This is a genomic window from Frigoribacterium sp. MCBA15_019 (assembly GCF_001864945.1).
Lineage (GTDB): Bacteria > Actinomycetota > Actinomycetes > Actinomycetales > Microbacteriaceae > Frigoribacterium.
This window is the reverse complement of record NZ_MJGS01000001.1, coordinates 845610-861562: the sequence shown is the minus strand read 5'-3', so window position 1 is coordinate 861562 and position 15953 is coordinate 845610. Positions and strand designations below refer to the sequence as shown.

Annotated in this window: 14 protein-coding genes; all 14 read left to right on the top strand. The window is 69.8% G+C overall.

Annotated features, from left to right (window positions below):
- Positions 1-4 precede the first annotated feature (4 nt).
- The gene (locus BIV04_RS04065; protein ID WP_071254281.1) at positions 5-3007 is read left to right on the top strand and encodes a Na+/H+ antiporter subunit A; all 3003 of its coding nucleotides are present in this window, start codon (positions 5-7) and stop codon (positions 3005-3007) included.
- Complete coding sequence (locus BIV04_RS04060; protein ID WP_071254278.1) at positions 3004-3513, top strand: Na(+)/H(+) antiporter subunit C; 510 nt, start codon at positions 3004-3006, stop codon at positions 3511-3513. Before BIV04_RS04065 ends, BIV04_RS04060 begins: the two co-directional genes overlap by 4 nt.
- Positions 3510-5147 carry a Na+/H+ antiporter subunit D gene (locus BIV04_RS04055; protein ID WP_083396110.1) on the top strand — a complete coding sequence of 546 codons (1638 nt, stop codon included), beginning with the start codon at positions 3510-3512 and terminating at the stop codon, positions 5145-5147. Before BIV04_RS04060 ends, BIV04_RS04055 begins: the two co-directional genes overlap by 4 nt.
- Entirely contained in the window at positions 5144-5764 is a 621-nt protein-coding gene (locus BIV04_RS04050) for a Na+/H+ antiporter subunit E (RefSeq protein ID WP_071254276.1), read from the top strand. The genes BIV04_RS04055 and BIV04_RS04050 overlap by 4 nt, the downstream gene beginning before the upstream one ends.
- Positions 5761-6024, top strand: a complete 264-nt coding sequence (locus tag BIV04_RS04045; protein ID WP_054145652.1) for a monovalent cation/H+ antiporter complex subunit F — start codon at positions 5761-5763, stop codon at positions 6022-6024. The genes BIV04_RS04050 and BIV04_RS04045 overlap by 4 nt, the downstream gene beginning before the upstream one ends.
- Entirely contained in the window at positions 6021-6581 is a 561-nt protein-coding gene (mnhG, locus tag BIV04_RS16675; protein WP_071254275.1) for a monovalent cation/H(+) antiporter subunit G, read from the top strand. Before BIV04_RS04045 ends, mnhG begins: the two co-directional genes overlap by 4 nt.
- Positions 6582-6634: 53 nt before the next feature.
- Positions 6635-8347, top strand: coding sequence for a dihydroxy-acid dehydratase (gene ilvD / locus BIV04_RS04035; protein WP_071254273.1), 1713 nt, complete (start codon positions 6635-6637; stop codon positions 8345-8347).
- 106 nt (positions 8348-8453) lie between these two features.
- Positions 8454-10346, top strand: a complete 1893-nt coding sequence (locus BIV04_RS04030; RefSeq protein ID WP_083396109.1) for an acetolactate synthase large subunit — start codon at positions 8454-8456, stop codon at positions 10344-10346.
- Complete coding sequence (gene ilvN, locus BIV04_RS04025) at positions 10343-10849, top strand: acetolactate synthase small subunit (RefSeq protein ID WP_043593980.1); 507 nt, start codon at positions 10343-10345, stop codon at positions 10847-10849. Before BIV04_RS04030 ends, ilvN begins: the two co-directional genes overlap by 4 nt.
- Before the next feature lie 73 nt (positions 10850-10922).
- Entirely contained in the window at positions 10923-11948 is a 1026-nt protein-coding gene (ilvC, locus tag BIV04_RS04020) for a ketol-acid reductoisomerase (RefSeq protein ID WP_054145650.1), read from the top strand.
- A gap of 175 nt (positions 11949-12123) precedes the next feature.
- The gene (locus BIV04_RS04015) at positions 12124-13263 is read left to right on the top strand and encodes a mannitol-1-phosphate 5-dehydrogenase (RefSeq protein WP_071254272.1); all 1140 of its coding nucleotides are present in this window, start codon (positions 12124-12126) and stop codon (positions 13261-13263) included.
- Positions 13260-13784 carry a hypothetical protein gene (locus BIV04_RS04010; RefSeq protein WP_071254271.1) on the top strand — a complete coding sequence of 175 codons (525 nt, stop codon included), beginning with the start codon at positions 13260-13262 and terminating at the stop codon, positions 13782-13784. The genes BIV04_RS04015 and BIV04_RS04010 overlap by 4 nt, the downstream gene beginning before the upstream one ends.
- Positions 13781-14176: a hypothetical protein gene (locus BIV04_RS04005; RefSeq protein ID WP_071254269.1), complete on the top strand. Its 396-nt coding sequence runs from the start codon at positions 13781-13783 to the stop codon at positions 14174-14176. The genes BIV04_RS04010 and BIV04_RS04005 overlap by 4 nt, the downstream gene beginning before the upstream one ends.
- A 159-nt stretch (positions 14177-14335) precedes the next feature.
- Positions 14336-15925, top strand: coding sequence for a phosphoglycerate dehydrogenase (serA, locus tag BIV04_RS04000; protein ID WP_071254267.1), 1590 nt, complete (start codon positions 14336-14338; stop codon positions 15923-15925).
- Positions 15926-15953: the final 28 nt, after the last annotated feature.

Below are 15953 nucleotides of genomic sequence, written 5' to 3'. Positions count from 1 at the left end.
CCCCGTGATCGTAGTCCTGACAACGTTCGCCGTGGCGGCCGTCGTCGTGGCCTGCGTCGGCGGGCGACTCGGCCGCTCGCTCTTCCTCTGGGCGTCCGTCGTGCCCTTCGCCGCCTTCGTCTTCACGGCGTTCCAGGGGCCCGCGGTGCTGTCGGGCGAGGTGCCCACCGAGGCCTTGCCGTGGATCCCGCAGCTCGCCATCTCGCTCACGCTGCGCATGGACGTGCTCGCCTGGGTGCTCGCGCTCGTCGTGACCGGCGTCGGCGGCCTCGTCCTCGTCTACTGCGCCCGGTACTTCGAGCGCGACGAGGCCGGTCGCGCCCGGTTCGCCGCCGTGCTCGTGGCCTTCGCCGGGGCCATGTACGGCCTCGTGACGAGCGACGACGTCTTCGTCCTGTTCGTCTTCTGGGAGGCCACGAGCGTTTTCTCGTACCTGCTGATCGGGCACTACACGGCGAAGCAGGCCAGCCGTGGCGCCGCGTTGCAGGCCCTCATCGTCACGACCGCCGGCGGGCTCGCGATGCTCGTCGGCCTCGTGATCCTCGCCGTCCAGGGCGGCACGAGCTCGTTGTCGCAGCTCGTCGAGCAGCCACCCACCGGCACGGTCGTCACGGTGGCCGTCGTGCTCGTGCTCGTCGGGGCCCTCTCGAAGTCGGCACTCGTGCCGTTCCACTTCTGGCTCCCGGCCGCGATGGCCGCACCGACGCCGGTCAGCGCCTACCTGCACGCCGCCGCGATGGTCAAGGCGGGCATCTACCTCGTCGCCCGGCTCGCCCCCGGCTACCACGACCAGCCCGGCTGGCAAGAGATCATCGTGACCGTCGGGGTCGTCACGATGATCCTGGGCGGGTACCGCGCCCTCCGCCAGCACGACCTGAAGCTCGTCCTGGCCTACGGCACGGTGAGCCAGCTCGGCTTCCTGACGATCGTGGTCGGTTTCGGCACCCGCGACGCCGCACTCGCCGGCCTCGCACTCCTGGTCGCGCACGCCCTGTTCAAGTCCACGCTCTTCCTGGTGGTCGGCGTCATCGACCACCGGACCGGCACACGAGACCTCCGCAAGCTCTGCGGGCTCGGTCGGCAGGCGCCCGTCCTCCTCGTGGTGACGATCCTCGCCCTCGCCTCCATGGCCGGCGTGCCGCCGACCTTCGGCTTCGTCGCGAAAGAGGCCGTGCTCACGGCGCTCTACGACGACGCCGTGACCGGCTCGGCCTGGGGCGTGATGGCCTTGGTCGGCGTCGTCGTCGGTTCGATCCTGACCACCGCGTACAGCCTGCGCTTCCTCTGGGGGGCGTTCGGCCGCAAGAAGGGCGTCGAGCCGGTCGACTTCGTCCGCGAGCACGTGGACTTCCTCGCGTCGCCGATCGTCCTCGCCGTCGCCGGCGTGGTGCTGGGTCTGGTCTCGTACCAGGTCGGCCCGGTGTTCGCGCGCTACGCCGACACGCTCCCCGCCGCACCGGGCGAGCACGAGCCGTACTACCTGGCGCTGTGGCACGGACTGGAGCCCGCGCTCGGCTTCACCGCGATCTCGCTCGTCGTCGGCGGCCTGCTCTTCTGGCAGCGCGATCGGGTGTCGCAGGTGCAGAAGGCCGTCTCGTTCCTGCCCCGCGCCTCCGACGGGTACGTGCGCATCATGGCGACCATCGACCGCACGGCGTCACGGACGACCGCGACGACGCAGCGCGGGTCGCTGCCGTTCTACCTCGCCACCATCCTCATCGTGTTCATCGCCTCGTCGGCGGTGACGCTGGCGCTCAACAGCGACTGGCCGACCACCGCCGTGCTCTGGGACTACCCGGCCCAGCTCGCCATCGGCGGGTTGATGATCATCGGCGCCATCGCGTCGGCGCTGTCGAACAAGAGGTTCCAGGCCGTCGTCCTCGTCGGCGTGACCGGCTACGGCATGGCCGCGCTCTTCGCCCTGCACGGGGCTCCCGACCTGGCCCTGACGCAAGCCCTGATCGAGACCATCACCCTCATCGCGTTCGTCCTCGTGCTGCGTCGGCTGCCGGCCCGCCTGGGCGAACGCAACGGACGCACCCACCGGGCGATCCGGGCCGTCATCGGCATCTCGGTCGGGTCCGTCATGGCCGCCATCGCCGTCGTCGCCCTCGGGGCGCGATCGATCCCCACCATCTCCGGTGCCTTCCCCGATCTCGCCGTCGACGGTGGCCACGGCCGAAACGTCGTCAACGTGACGCTCGTGGACATCCGCGGGTGGGACACCATGGGCGAGATCGCCGTCCTCATCGTCGCCGCCACGGGCGTCGCGAGCCTCGTCTTCCTGACCTCCCGCGCCGACGTCCTGCCCCGGCCCGAGCGGCGCACGCGGGCGCAGCGGTTCCTGGCACGGGTCCGACCCGTGCGCGAGCCGGCCCCGGTCGTGCCCGTCGGCGGGGCGACGGCGCAGATCGGCGACAGCACCGAGGGCGACCGGCGTGCCTGGCTGCTGGCCGGGCGCAAACTCGCTCCGCAGAACCGGTCCATCCTGCTCGAGGTCGTCGTCCGGCTGATCTTCCACGCCATCATCGTCGTGTCGATCTACCTGCTCTTCGCCGGTCACAACCTGCCCGGCGGTGGCTTCGCCGGCGGTCTGGTCGCGGGGTTCGCCTTCGTGGCGCGCTACCTCGCCGGCGGTCGGTACGAGCTCGGCGCGGCCGCGCCCCTCGATGCCGGCAAGCTCCTGGGCGCCGGTCTCCTGACGGTCGCCGCGACGGCACTCGTCCCGCTCTTCTTCGGAGTCGACGCCCTCACGTCGACCTGGTTCGAGGCCGAGGTGCCGCTGCTCGGCCACGTCGAGTTCGTCACGTCGACGTTCTTCGACGTCGGCGTCTACCTGGTCGTCGTCGGGCTCGTCCTCGACGTGCTCCGCAGCCTCGGAGCCGAGGTCGACCGTCAAGAAGAAGAGGACGCGTTCGGCCACCCGAGCGAGGTGTCCGAGCCCGAAGAGGAGTCGCTCCCCGTGTCCGTCGCCGGTACGCCCCCGACCGAGCGGGGGCGCGCATGAGCGTCTCCCTCGCCCTGATCGTCGTCATGGCCGCGCTGTACGCCTGCGGCGTCTACCTGCTGCTCGAGCGCAGCATGACCCGGGTGCTGCTGGGCTTCCTGCTCGTCGGCAACGCCACGAACATCCTCATACTGCTCATGTCCGGCCGACGCGGCGCGGCCCCCGTGGTCGACGGCCAGGCCGATCCGGCCGACTTCGCCGACCCGCTGCCGCAGGCCTTCGTGCTGACGGCCATCGTCATCACCTTCGGCATCTCGGCGTTCATGCTCGCGCTGATCTACCGGTCGTGGCGACTCGCGCAGGGCGACACCCTCGCGGACGACGCCGAGGACCTCGAGATCGGACGTCGAGGCGTCCCGGCCGAAGAAGAGTCCGAGCAGGGCGACGGTGACGACGAGGCCGGTGGCGACAGCGAGTTCGGCAGCCGGGCCGAAGCGGCCGTCCCGGCCGACGACCGGCCCCACCACGACCGGTCCCACCACGACGAGAAAGGGCACGGAGCATGACCACCAGCTACCTCGTGCCGCTCGTCGTCCTGATCCCACTGCTCGGTGCCGCGGCGGCACTGATCGCCGGTCGGCGGCCCCGGCTGCAGGCCGTCGTCTCGATCGTCGCCCTGGCCCTCGTCGTCGTCATCAGCCTCGTGCTGCTCGTCGTCGTGGACACGCAAGGGGCGATCGCCGTGCAGGTGGGCGGTTGGCAGGCGCCGTTCGGCATCACGCTCGTCGTCGACCGTCTCGCCGCGCTCATGCTCAGCATCTCGTCGATCGTCCTGCTGGCGGTCTTCGTGTTCTCGGTCGGGCAGGGCCAGGCCGACGGTGACGGCGAGGCCCCGGTCTCGATCTACAACCCGACCTACCTCATCCTCGCCACGGGCGTCTTCAACGCCTTCATCGCAGGTGACCTCTTCAACCTCTACGTGGGCTTCGAGATCCTCCTGGTGGCCAGCTACGTGCTGATCACCCTCGGCGGCACCGAGCAGCGCATCCGGGCCGGTGTGGTCTACATCGTCGTCAGCCTGGTGTCGTCCGTGCTGTTCCTCGCGTCCATCGCGATGATCTACGGCGCGCTCGGCACGGTCAACATCGCCGACATCGCCCAGAAGATGGACACCATCCCGCCCGACGTGCAGACGATCATCCACGTCATGCTGCTGACGGCGTTCGGCATCAAGGCCGCGATCTTCCCTCTGTCGTTCTGGCTGCCCGACTCGTACCCGACCGCTCCCGCCCCCGTGACCGCCGTCTTCGCGGGATTGCTGACCAAGGTCGGCGTGTACGCCATCATCCGCACCGAGACGGTGCTGTTCGTCGAGAGCAACGTCAACGTCTACCTGCTGATCATCGCGTTGCTGACGATGATCGTGGGCATCCTCGGAGCGGTGGCCCAGGCCGACATCAAGCGACTGCTCTCGTTCACCCTGGTCAGCCACATCGGCTACATGATCTTCGGCATCGCGCTCGGCACCGTCGAGGGGCTGGCAGCGACGATCTACTACGTCGTCCACCACATCACGGTGCAGACCACGCTCTTCCTCGGGGCGGGGTTGATCGAACGACGAGGCGGTACGGCGTCGATCACCCGTCTGGGCGGTCTGCTCAAGGCGGCGCCGATCGTGGCCGTCCTCTTCTTCATCCCGGCGCTCAACCTGGGTGGCATCCCGCCGTTCTCGGGCTTCATCGGCAAGGTCGCGCTCTTCGAGGCCGGCGCCCGGCTCGACGATCCGCTCGTGTACGTGCTCATCGGCGCCGGGGCGCTGACATCCCTGCTCACGCTCTACGCCCTGATGCGTGCCTGGAACCTCGCGTTCTGGCGTCCCAAGGCCGACGTCGACGACCACGAGTCGCCGTTCACCGAGCACCTCGAGGAGGCCCCGGGTCGGGTGGCCGTCCAGCAGCGTCGCACCAACCCCCGCACCATGGTGGGCGCGACCGCCGGCATGGTGCTCGTCTCGCTCGCCCTCACCTTCGCCGCCGGCCCGCTCTACGGCGTCGCCGAGCGCGCGGCCGGTCGGGTCTACGGCTCGAACGACTACGTGCAGACGGTCTTCCCCGCCGGGCAGGGCGAGACGACCTCCGACCCGTCGTCGCCCGAGCCCGAACCCGCCTCCGACTCCGCCGACGAGGGGAGCACACCGTGACCGGTCGTCCCACCCGTGGCGAGGTCGGCCGCAGCCTCGCCCGTCAGCTGCCCCTGCTCGTCGGACTGGTCGTCCTCTGGATGGCCCTGTGGAACCAGTTCACCGTCCTGGCCTTCGTCACCGGGGTCGCGGTGGCGCTGCTCGTGACCCGGGTGTTCTTCCTGCCGCCGGTCGAACTGAGCGGCCGGTTCAACCTCTGGTACGCCGTAGTCTTCCTGGCGCACTTCGTGGTCGACCTGGTCCGCGCCTCCGTCATCGTCGCCTGGCAGGCCGTGCGTCCTCGGGGGGTGACCTCGAACGCCATCGTCGCCGTCCAGCTGCACACGAGGTCGGACTTCATCATGACCCTGGTCGCCGAGGCGATCTCGCTCGTGCCCGGGTCGCTCGTGGTCGAGGCCGACCGCGAGCGGTCGATCCTCTACCTGCACGCCCTCGCCGTCGAGGACCTCGCCGGGGTCGAGGGCGTCCGCGACGGCGTCCTGGTCGTCGAGGCCCGTCTCGTCCGGGTGCTCGGCAGCGACGACGACCGACGTCGCATCGCCGACGGCACCCCGGCCGCGGCCGAGGTCCACGAACCGGTCAGCCCGTCCTCGTCCCACGAAGGAGGTCCCTCGTGACCGTCGTCGCCTACGTCGTCGGTGCGCTGTTCGCGTTCGCCGGACTCGCGTCGGTCATCCGCATCGTGCGGGGGCCGTCGATCCTCGACCGCATGATCGCGTCCGACATGCTGCTGACCACCCTGATCTGCGTGCTCGCCGCCGACATGGTCTTCAACGGCCACACCCGCACCATCCCGGTCATCCTCGCCCTCGCGCTGACGGCCGTCCTCGGTTCGATCACCGTGGCGCGCTACGTCTCGAAGCAGGACCCGTCGTGATCCCCGAGACGGTCTACGAGGTCGCCGCCTCGATCATGCTGATCGGCGGGGCGCTGCTCTCGGTCGCGGCGGGCATCGGCCTCCTGAGGTTCCCGGACGCCCTGTCGCGCATGCACGCCGCGACCAAGCCGCAGATCTTCGGCCTCATCCTCGTGCTGGCGGCCATCGCGCTCGACCAGCACACCGTCGGCACGATCGCATCCCTGCTCGTCGTCCTCGTCTTCCAGATGCTCACCGCCCCCATCTCGGCGCACATGATCGGGCGGGCGGGGTACCGCAACGGCGACCTGTTGCGGGACCAGTTGGTCGTCGACGAACTCGACGACGCCGTGGCGCGGGCCGCCGGCGAGATCGCCGAGACCACCGAGGGCGACGTCACCGATCTCGACGTGTCCGACCTGCCCGTCGGGTCGGCCGACGCCCTGGCCGTCGAGATGGACCGGGTGGGCGACTCCTCCGGGCTCGACGACAGCGAGGGCGACGACGAGGCCCGCGACCACGAGGGCCGACGCACCCGGTCGCGCGATGCCGCGGCGGGGGAGCCGGGCGAGCTCTGAGGCGTCCGGCCGCGGTGGACGGCACGGGCCCGGTCACGGCCTAAACTCGACCCATGCCAGAGAAGCCCACCCCGGACGGGATCGACATCAAACCCCGCAGCCGCGTCGTCACCGACGGCGTCGAGGCCACCACGTCGCGAGGCATGCTCCGTGCCGTCGGCATGGGCGACGAAGACTGGAGCAAGCCCCAGATCGGCATCGCCAGCAGCTGGAACGAGATCACCCCCTGCAACCTGTCGCTCGACCGACTGGCCCAGGGCGCCAAAGAGGGCGTCCACGCCGGCGGTGGCTACCCGCTCCAGTTCGGCACCGTCTCGGTGTCCGACGGCATCTCGATGGGCCACGAGGGCATGCACTTCTCGCTCGTCTCGCGAGAGGTGATCGCCGACAGCGTCGAGGTCGTCATGAACGCCGAGCGACTCGACGGTTCGGTGCTGCTCGCCGGTTGCGACAAGTCGCTGCCCGGCATGCTGATGGCCGCGGCCCGGCTCGACCTCGCCAGCGTCTTCCTCTACGCCGGCAGCGTCGCCCCCGGCTGGGTCAAGCTCAGCGACGGCACCGAGAAGAACGTCACGATCATCGACTCGTTCGAGGCGGTCGGTGCCCACAAGGCCGGCAACATGAGCGACGACGACCTCAAGGCGATCGAGTGCGCCATCGTCCCGGGCGAGGGTGCCTGCGGCGGCATGTACACCGCCAACACCATGGCCAGCGTGGCCGAGGCCCTCGGCATGAGCCTCCCCGGTTCGGCGTCCCCGCCGTCGGCCGACCGTCGCCGCGACTATTTCGCCCACCGCTCGGGCGAGGCCGTCGTCGAGATGCTCCGCCTGGGCATCACGACGCGCGACATCCTCACGAAGAAGGCGTTCGAGAACGCCATCGCCGTGGCGATGGCCTTCGGCGGCTCGACCAACGTCGTGTTGCACCTGCTCGCCATCGCGTACGAGGCCGAGGTCGACCTCACCATCGACGACTTCAACCGCATCGGCGACAAGGTGCCGCACATCGGCGACCTCAAGCCCTTCGGCAAGTACGTCATGAACGACGTCGACCGCATGGGCGGCGTACCCGTCGTCATGAAGGCCCTCCTCGACGCGGGTCTGCTGCACGGCGACTGCCTGACCGTCACGGGCAAGACCGTGGCCGAGAACCTCGAGTCGATCAAACCGAAGCCGCTCGACGGCGAGGTGCTGCGCACGCTCGACGACCCGATCCACGCGACCGGCGGTCTCACGGTCCTCAGCGGCTCGATGGCACCCGAAGGCGCCGTCGTGAAGACGGCCGGCTTCGACGCCTCGGTGTTCGAGGGTCCGGCGAAGGTCTTCGAACGCGAGCGTGGTGCGATGGACGCCCTCACCGAGGGGCGCATCGAGGCCGGCGACGTGGTCGTGATCCGCTACGAGGGCCCGAAGGGCGGCCCGGGAATGCGCGAGATGCTCGCCATCACGGCAGCCATCAAGGGCGCGGGGCTCGGCAAAGATGTACTACTCTTGACGGACGGACGATTCTCAGGCGGCACAACCGGCCTGTGCATCGGCCACATAGCACCCGAAGCGGTCGACTCCGGTCCGATCGCCTTCGTGCGCGATGGTGACTTGATTCGGGTCGACATCGCCGCTCGCTCGATCGACCTACTCGTCGACGCCGCAGAGCTGGACGCCCGCCGAGACGGCTGGGCACCGCTTCCCCCGCGCTACACCCGCGGTGTCCTCGCGAAGTACGCACGCCAGGTCCGTTCCGCGGCCGAGGGCGCCGTCACCTACTGACGCCTCCCGCCCCCGGGCCGAGCCGACGCGTCGCCGCACCCCCGTGCACGGCCGCGTCCCGCACCGTCACCATCGATCACCGACCACGAACAGGGAACCGGCACTGATGCCTGCAGAGTCCACCCCCACGCCCGGCACCGCGACACGGACGGCCCGGCCGAACGCCGGCGTGTCCGTCGGGTCGCCCCCCGCGCCTCCCGTGCTGACCGGGTCGGGTGCCATCCTCAAGTCGCTCGAGCACCTCGGCGTGACCGACGTGTTCGGGTTGCCCGGCGGCGCCATCATCCCCTTCTACGACGAGTTGATGGCCTCGACCGCGATCCGGCACATCCTGGTGCGCCACGAGCAGGGCGCCGGCCACGCCGCCGAGGGCTACGCCGCCGCGTCCGGTCGTGTCGGCGTCGCGATCGCGACGTCCGGTCCCGGTGCGACGAACCTCGTCACGGCCATCGCCGACGCCTACATGGACAGCATGCCGCTGCTGGCCATCACCGGTCAGGTCTTCTCGACCCTGATGGGCACCGATGCCTTCCAGGAGGCCGACATCGTCGGCATCACGATGCCGATCACGAAGCATTCGTTCTTGGTGACGAAGCCCGAGGACATCCCGGCGACGCTCGCCGCGGCGTACCAGATCGCGAGCACGGGTCGTCCCGGCCCGGTTCTCGTCGACATCACGAAGGACGCGCAGCAGAACAGCGCCCCCTTCGTCTGGCCGCCCGTCGTCGATCTGCCGGGCTACCGGCCGGTCACGAGGGCACACGGCAAGCAGATCACCGCCGCGGCCCAGATGATCGCCGACGCGAAGAGGCCGGTCTTCTACGTCGGCGGCGGCGTGATCCGCGCCGAGGCGTCGGCCGAGCTGAAGGCCCTCGTCGAGCTGACCGGGGCTCCCGTCGTCACCACCCTGATGGCCCGCGGTGCGTTCCCCGACACCCACTCGCAGCACCTCGGGATGCCCGGCATGCACGGCACCGTCCCGGCCGTGCTGGGCCTGCAAGAGAGCGACCTCATCATCGCCCTCGGCGCGCGGTTCGACGACCGGGTCACCGGCAAGGCCGAGCTGTTCGCGCCCGATGCGAAGGTCGTCCACGTCGACATCGACCCGGCCGAGATCTCGAAGATCCGCATCGCCGACGTGCCGATCGTGGGTGACGCGAAGATCGTCATCCCCGACCTCACGAGCGCCTTCGCCGAGGTCACGGGCGGCGTGAAGCCCGACATCGCGGCCTGGTGGGAGCACCTCGACGGGCTGCGCGAGCAGTTCCCGCTCGGCTACACCCAGCCCGACGACGGCCTGCTGTCCCCGCAGGCGATCATCCAGCGCATCGGTCAGCTCTCCGGCCCCGAGGCGATCTACGCCTCCGGCGTCGGCCAGCACCAGATGTGGGCGGCCCAGTTCATCGAGTACGAGCGACCGCACGCTTGGCTCAACTCCGGAGGCGCGGGCACGATGGGCTACTCGGTCCCGGCCGCCATGGGGGCCAAGGTCGCCCAGCCCGACCGCGTGGTGTGGGCGATCGACGGCGACGGTTGCTTCCAGATGACCAACCAAGAGCTGGCGACCTGCGTCATCAACGACATCCCGATCAAGGTCGCGATCATCAACAACTCGTCGCTCGGCATGGTGCGGCAGTGGCAGACGCTCTTCTACGAGGGGCGCCACTCGTTCACCGACCTCAACACCGGTCACGAGACGCGCATGGTGCCGGACTTCGTCAAGCTCGCCGACGCCTACGGCGCGCTCGGCATCCGGGTCCGCACCGAGGACGAGGTCGACGCGGCCATCGAACTCGCCCTCGCGACCAACGACCGACCGGTCGTCATCGACTTCGTCGTCAGCCGCGACGCGATGGTCTGGCCGATGGTGCCGCAAGGGGTCTCGAACTCCGAGATCCAGCACGCCCGAGCCCTCGCTCCCGAGTGGGACGACGAGGCGCCCGGCACGAGCGCCTCCGACACCACCCGTGACGGCGACATGACCGGAGAACACGCATGAGCCACGTCCTGTCCCTGCTCGTCGAAGACAAGCCGGGTCTGCTGACCCGTGTCGCCGGGCTCTTCGCCCGACGCGGTTTCAACATCGAGAGCCTCGCCGTCGGCAAGAGCGAGGTCGAGGGCCTGAGCCGCATCACGGTCGTCGTCGACGTCGAAGAGCTGCCGCTCGAGCAGGTCACCAAGCAGCTGAACAAGCTCATCAACGTGATCAAGATCGTCGAGCTCGACTACTCGCAGTCCGTCCAGCGCGAGCACCTGTTGATCAAGGTGCGCGTCGACAACACGACCCGCTCGCAGGTGCTCGAGGCGGTCACCCTCTTCCGTGCCTCGGTCGTCGACGTGTCGACCGACGCCCTCGTCATCGAGGTCACGGGCGACACCGGCAAGACGACCGCGCTTCTCCGGGTGCTCGAGCCCTACGGCATCAAGGAGATCTCGCAGTCGGGCCTGCTGGCCATCGGCCGCGGCGCGAAGTCGATCACCGACCGCGTCTTCAAGAACTGACCCCGCGAGGGGTCGCGCACCGCGCCTCCTCGCCCCGACACCCCACCGTCACCACCCAAGGAGAACCCACACCGTGACTGAAATCGTCTACGACAACGACGCCGACCTGTCGATCATCCAGGGCAAGAAGGTCGCCGTCATCGGCTACGGCTCGCAGGGCCACGCCCACGCGCTGAACCTCCGCGACTCCGGCGTCGAGGTCGTCGTCGGGCTGAAGGAGGGCTCGAAGAGCCGCGCCAAGGCCGAGGAGGCCGGCTTCACCGTGCAGACGCCCGCCGAGGCCTCGGCCTGGGGTGACGTCATCGTGATCCTCGCCCCCGACCAGGTGCAGCGCCACGTGTACGCCGACGACATCGCCCCCAATCTCGCCGACGGCAAGGCCCTCGTCTTCGGACACGGCTTCAACATCCGCTTCGGCTACATCGAGGCGCCCGAGGGCGTCGACGTGGTCCTCGTCGCCCCCAAGGGTCCCGGCCACACCGTCCGTCGCGAGTTCGAGGCCGGCCGTGGCGTCCCCGTCATCGTCGCCGTCGAGAAGGACGCCTCGGGTTCGGCCTGGGACCTCGCCTGGTCGTACTCGAAGGGCATCGGCGGCCTGCGCGCCGGCGGCATCAAGACCACCTTCACCGAAGAGACCGAGACCGACCTCTTCGGCGAGCAGGCCGTGCTCTGCGGCGGCACCTCGCAGTTGATCCAGTACGGCTTCGAAACCCTCACCGAGGCCGGCTACCAGCCGCAGATCGCCTACTTCGAGGTGCTCCACGAGCTCAAGCTCATCGTCGACCTGATCTGGGAGGGCGGCCTCGCCAAGCAGCGCTGGAGCGTCTCCGACACGGCCGAGTACGGCGACTACGTCTCGGGCCCCCGCGTCATCACCCCCGACGTCAAGGACAACATGAAGGCCGTCCTCGCCGACATCCAGTCGGGTGCCTTCGCGAAGCGCTTCATCGACGACCAGGACGCGGGCGCCCCCGAGTTCCAGCAGCTGCGCAAGAAGGGCGAGGAGCACCCGATCGAGGCCACCGGCCAAGAGCTGCGTGCCCTGTTCGCCTGGAAGCAGCAGGACTCCGACTACGTCGACGGCAGCGCTGCGCGCTGACGAAGACGCAGCCGGGGCGGCGCAGGCCATCTCGGTCGGCTTCGCCGACGGGCGACGGCAGCGCCGCGCGCTGACCCGACGTCGTCACTGAACCACCCGAGAGGGCCCCGCACCACCCGGTGCGGGGCCCTCTCGCCGTCCGTCGGCCAGGTGACCTCGTGGCATGATCTAAGGCATGGCTCAGAGCAAGAAAGCAGTGCACTTCGGCGCCGGCAACATTGGCCGCGGCTTCGTCGCCCAGTTCCTCCACGCGAGCGGCTACGAGGTCGTCTTCGCCGACGTGAACGACGACCTGATCGGGGCGCTGCAGTCGCAGTCGTCGTTCGAGGTCCACGAGGTCGGCGAAGACAGCCGCACGACGGTCGTCGACGGCTACCGGGCGATCAACAGCCGCACCGACGAGGCGGCCCTCGTGGCCGAGATCGCGACGGCCGACGTCGTGACCACCGCCGTCGGCGCCCGCATCCTGCCGTTCGTCGCACCGGTCATCGCCAAGGGCCTGGCCCAGCGGTCCGCGGAGCTGGCGCCGCTCTCCGTCATCGCGTGCGAGAACGCCATCAACGCGACCGACTCGCTCGCGACCGCCGTGCGTGAGCACGACCCTGCCGAGAACGCCGTCTTCGCGAACTGCGCCATCGACCGCATCGTGCCCGAGCAGGCCGGCGGCACGCTCGACGTCACCATCGAGTCGTTCTTCGAGTGGGTCGTCGAGAGCACGCCGTTCGGCGAGCACCGCCCCGACATCGAGGGCGTCACGTGGGTCGCCGACCTCGAGCCCTTCATCGAGCGCAAGCTCTTCACGGTCAACACCGCCCACGCCGCGGCCGCCTACCACGGGTTCCGCAAGGGGCTCGCGAGCATCCGCGAGGCCCTCGACGACGCCGAGGTCATGGCAGAGGTCCGCGGCGTCCTCGCCGAGACCAAGGGTCTGCTCGTGGCCAAGCACGAGCTCGACGCCGACGAGCAGCAGGCCTACATCGAGAAGAACCTCGTCCGCATCGCCAACCCGCACCTCCCCGACACCACCGAACGCGTCGGCCGGAACCCGCTCCGCAAGCTCAGCCGCCACGAGCGGTTCGTCGGACCCGCGGCCCAGGCCGCCGAGCGCGGGCTGCCCTACGACGCCCTCGTGCGCGCCGTGCGTGCCGCCCTCGACTTCTCGGTGCCCGACGACGTCGAGAGCGTCGAGCTGCAGTCGCTGCTGACCTCGGGTCTCGGGGCCGACGAGCTCACGCGCACGTTGACGGGCGTCCAGGACGACCACCCGCTGTTCCCCGCGTTGCTCGCGGCGGTCTCGTCCAAGCTGACCGCATGACGCCTGCCGAGCCGCAGGCGCCGGCCGGCGGCGACGCCGACGACGCCCTGACCTGGGGTGACGAGGCCGACAGCAGTCACGTCGAGGGGCCCACGCCCACGGGTCGTCCGCGTCGGGGCAGACGGTCCGACTCCGCCGGCGACGAGCTCGGCGCCGACCTCGACGACGAGTCGGGCGACCCGGACCCGGACTCGGACGACGACGAGGACGACGTCGACGACGGCCCGGCCGTGATGAGCTCGGCGTCGCTGGTCGTGCACGGCGTGCTCGGTGGCGTGTTCCTCCTCTGGGCCGCGGGCTGGATCGTCGCCGTGGGCGACTTCACAAATCCGTTCACCGACGCGATCTCGTCGCTCATGTGGAACCTCGGCGAGCTGTTCGCCGTGGCGGCCCCGATCGCGTGGTTCGTGGCGGTCATCGTGCTCGTCCCCGTCGATCGCACCGGGCGCCGTCTCGCCTGGATGGCCCTCGGGGCGCTCCTCGTGGCCCCCTGGCCCCTCGTGATCGGAGGCTCCGCATGAGCGACCACGAGCACGACGCCGTCTCGGTGACGGCCGGTGACGCGAGCGAACCGGGCCGCGCCTCCTTCTTCTTCTACCTCGCGGTGGCGATCGTCTTCGCCGTCTTCTTCGCCTTCGACCTGTTCGAGGCGATCTCGAACCTCGTGCTCGTGCCGCAGGTCTTCACGCAGAACAACGACTTCTACCGCGAGAACGGCCTGGACGGCCTCGTGGTGTCGCCGCCCTGGGTGCCGCTGATCGTCGGGGTCGTCGTGCCGCCGCTGGCGTTCGTCGCCGCGATCGTGGTGGGTCGCCGTCGTGAACTGTGGAAGTTCACGCTGGTGCTGTTCGCGGCTCTGGGTCTCGTGGCGGCCGTGTCGCTGACCCTGACCGCGTACGTCACGACGGTCTGAGCGGGCCGAGGAGGCGCGGGTCGGGTCCTCGACGCCGTCGACCGGGGCGGCGTCATCCGGACGTAACGAACCGCGCGAGTCGATAGAGTCGTCACCAGCCGCGCCCACGGCGCGTCGCGGCTCCTCACCGAACACCACCCAGAGAAGGACGTCCGCCCCGTGGCCAAGCCCGTCGTGTTGATCGCAGAAGAACTGTCACCCGCCACCGTCGACGCCCTCGGGCCCGACTTCGACGTGCGATCGGTGGACGGCACCGACCGCCCCGCGCTGCTGGCCGCCCTGGCCGACGCCGACGCCATCCTCGTGCGGTCGGCGACGCAGGTCGACGCCGAGGCCATTGCCGCCGCTCCGTTGCTCAAGGTCGTCGCGCGCGCCGGCGTCGGGCTCGACAACGTCGACATCAAGGCGGCCACCACGGCCGGCGTCATGGTGGTCAACGCCCCGACGTCCAACATCATCTCGGCCGCCGAGCTCACGGTCGGGCACATCCTCAGCCTCGCGCGGCACATCCCGGCGGCGCACTCCGCCCTGGCGCAGGGGCAGTGGAAGCGGTCGAAGTACACCGGCGTCGAGCTGTACGAGAAGACGGTCGGCATCGTCGGCCTGGGCCGCATCGGCGCCCTGATCACGGCGCGCCTGCAGGCCTTCGGCGTGAACGTCGTGGCCTACGACCCCTACGTCACGCCGGCCCGCGCGCAGCAGCTCGGGGTCACGCTGCTGTCGCTCGACGAGCTGCTCGCCACGAGCGACTTCGTGACGATCCACATGCCCAAGACCCCCGAGACCACCGGCATGATCGGCCTCGAGCAGATGAAGGCCATGAAGAAGTCGGCGTTCGTCGTCAACGTCGCCCGCGGTGGCCTCATCGACGAGGACGGCCTGTACGAGGCCCTCACCACCGGCGAGATCGCCGGCGCCGGGCTGGACGTGTTCGTGAAAGAGCCCCCGGTCGACCAGAAGCTGCTCGGTCTCGAGAACGTCGTGGTCACCCCCCACCTCGGTGCCTCGACGGACGAGGCGCAGGAGAAGGCCGGCGTCTCGGTCGCCCGTTCGGTGCGGCTCGCACTGGGCGGCGAGCTCGTGCCCGACGCGGTCAACGTCGCCGGCGGCGTCATCGACCCCTACGTGCGTCCCGGCATCCCCCTGGTCGAGAAGATCGGTCAGGTGTTCTCGGGCCTCGCCGACAGCCCGTTGACGAGCGTCGACGTCGAGGTGCGTGGCGACCTGGTCGAGTACGACGTCAGCGTGCTCAAGCTGGCGGCCCTGAAGGGCATCTTCACGAACATCGTCAGCGAGTCTGTCAGCTACGTGAACGCACCGGTGCTGGCCGAGCAGCGCGGCATCACCGTGCGTCTGCTCACCGATCCGACCAGCAACGAGTACCGCAACGTCATCACCCTGCGCGGCTCGCTCAGCGACGGCTCGCAGATCTCGGTCTCCGGCACCCTCACCGGGACGAAGCAGGTCGAGAAGATCGTCGAGATCAACGGCTACGACGTCGAGGTCCCCATCGCGGCCCACCACCTCGTCATGGTCTACACCGACCGCCCCGGCATCGTCGCGGTCTACGGTCGCGAGTTCGGCGACGCCGGCATCAACATCGCGGGCATGCAGATCGCCCGGCAGAGCGCCGGCGGTCAGGCCCTCAGCGTCCTGACCATCGACAGCCCCGCGCCCGACGAACTCGTCGAGAAGGTGCGTGTCGCCATCGACGCGAAGACGCTGCGCGAGATCGACGTCACGCTCTAGTCACGGCGCCCGACGACGAACCGCCCCT

Bases quoted from the DNA above. Each gene is read 5' to 3' on its own strand.
- BIV04_RS04015 (WP_071254272.1), top strand. From the start codon at position 12,124: ATGGCTCAGAGCAAGAAAGCAGTGCACTTCGGCGCCGGCAACATTGGC.
- ilvD (WP_071254273.1), top strand. From the start codon at position 6,635: ATGCCAGAGAAGCCCACCCCGGACGGGATCGACATCAAACCCCGCAGC.
- BIV04_RS04005 (WP_071254269.1), top strand. From the start codon at position 13,781: ATGAGCGACCACGAGCACGACGCCGTCTCGGTGACGGCCGGTGACGCG.
- ilvN (WP_043593980.1), top strand. From the start codon at position 10,343: ATGAGCCACGTCCTGTCCCTGCTCGTCGAAGACAAGCCGGGTCTGCTG.
- BIV04_RS04010 (WP_071254271.1), top strand. From the start codon at position 13,260: ATGACGCCTGCCGAGCCGCAGGCGCCGGCCGGCGGCGACGCCGACGAC.
- BIV04_RS04055 (WP_083396110.1), top strand. From the start codon at position 3,510: ATGACCACCAGCTACCTCGTGCCGCTCGTCGTCCTGATCCCACTGCTC.
- BIV04_RS04030 (WP_083396109.1), top strand. From the start codon at position 8,454: ATGCCTGCAGAGTCCACCCCCACGCCCGGCACCGCGACACGGACGGCC.
- BIV04_RS04060 (WP_071254278.1), top strand. From the start codon at position 3,004: ATGAGCGTCTCCCTCGCCCTGATCGTCGTCATGGCCGCGCTGTACGCC.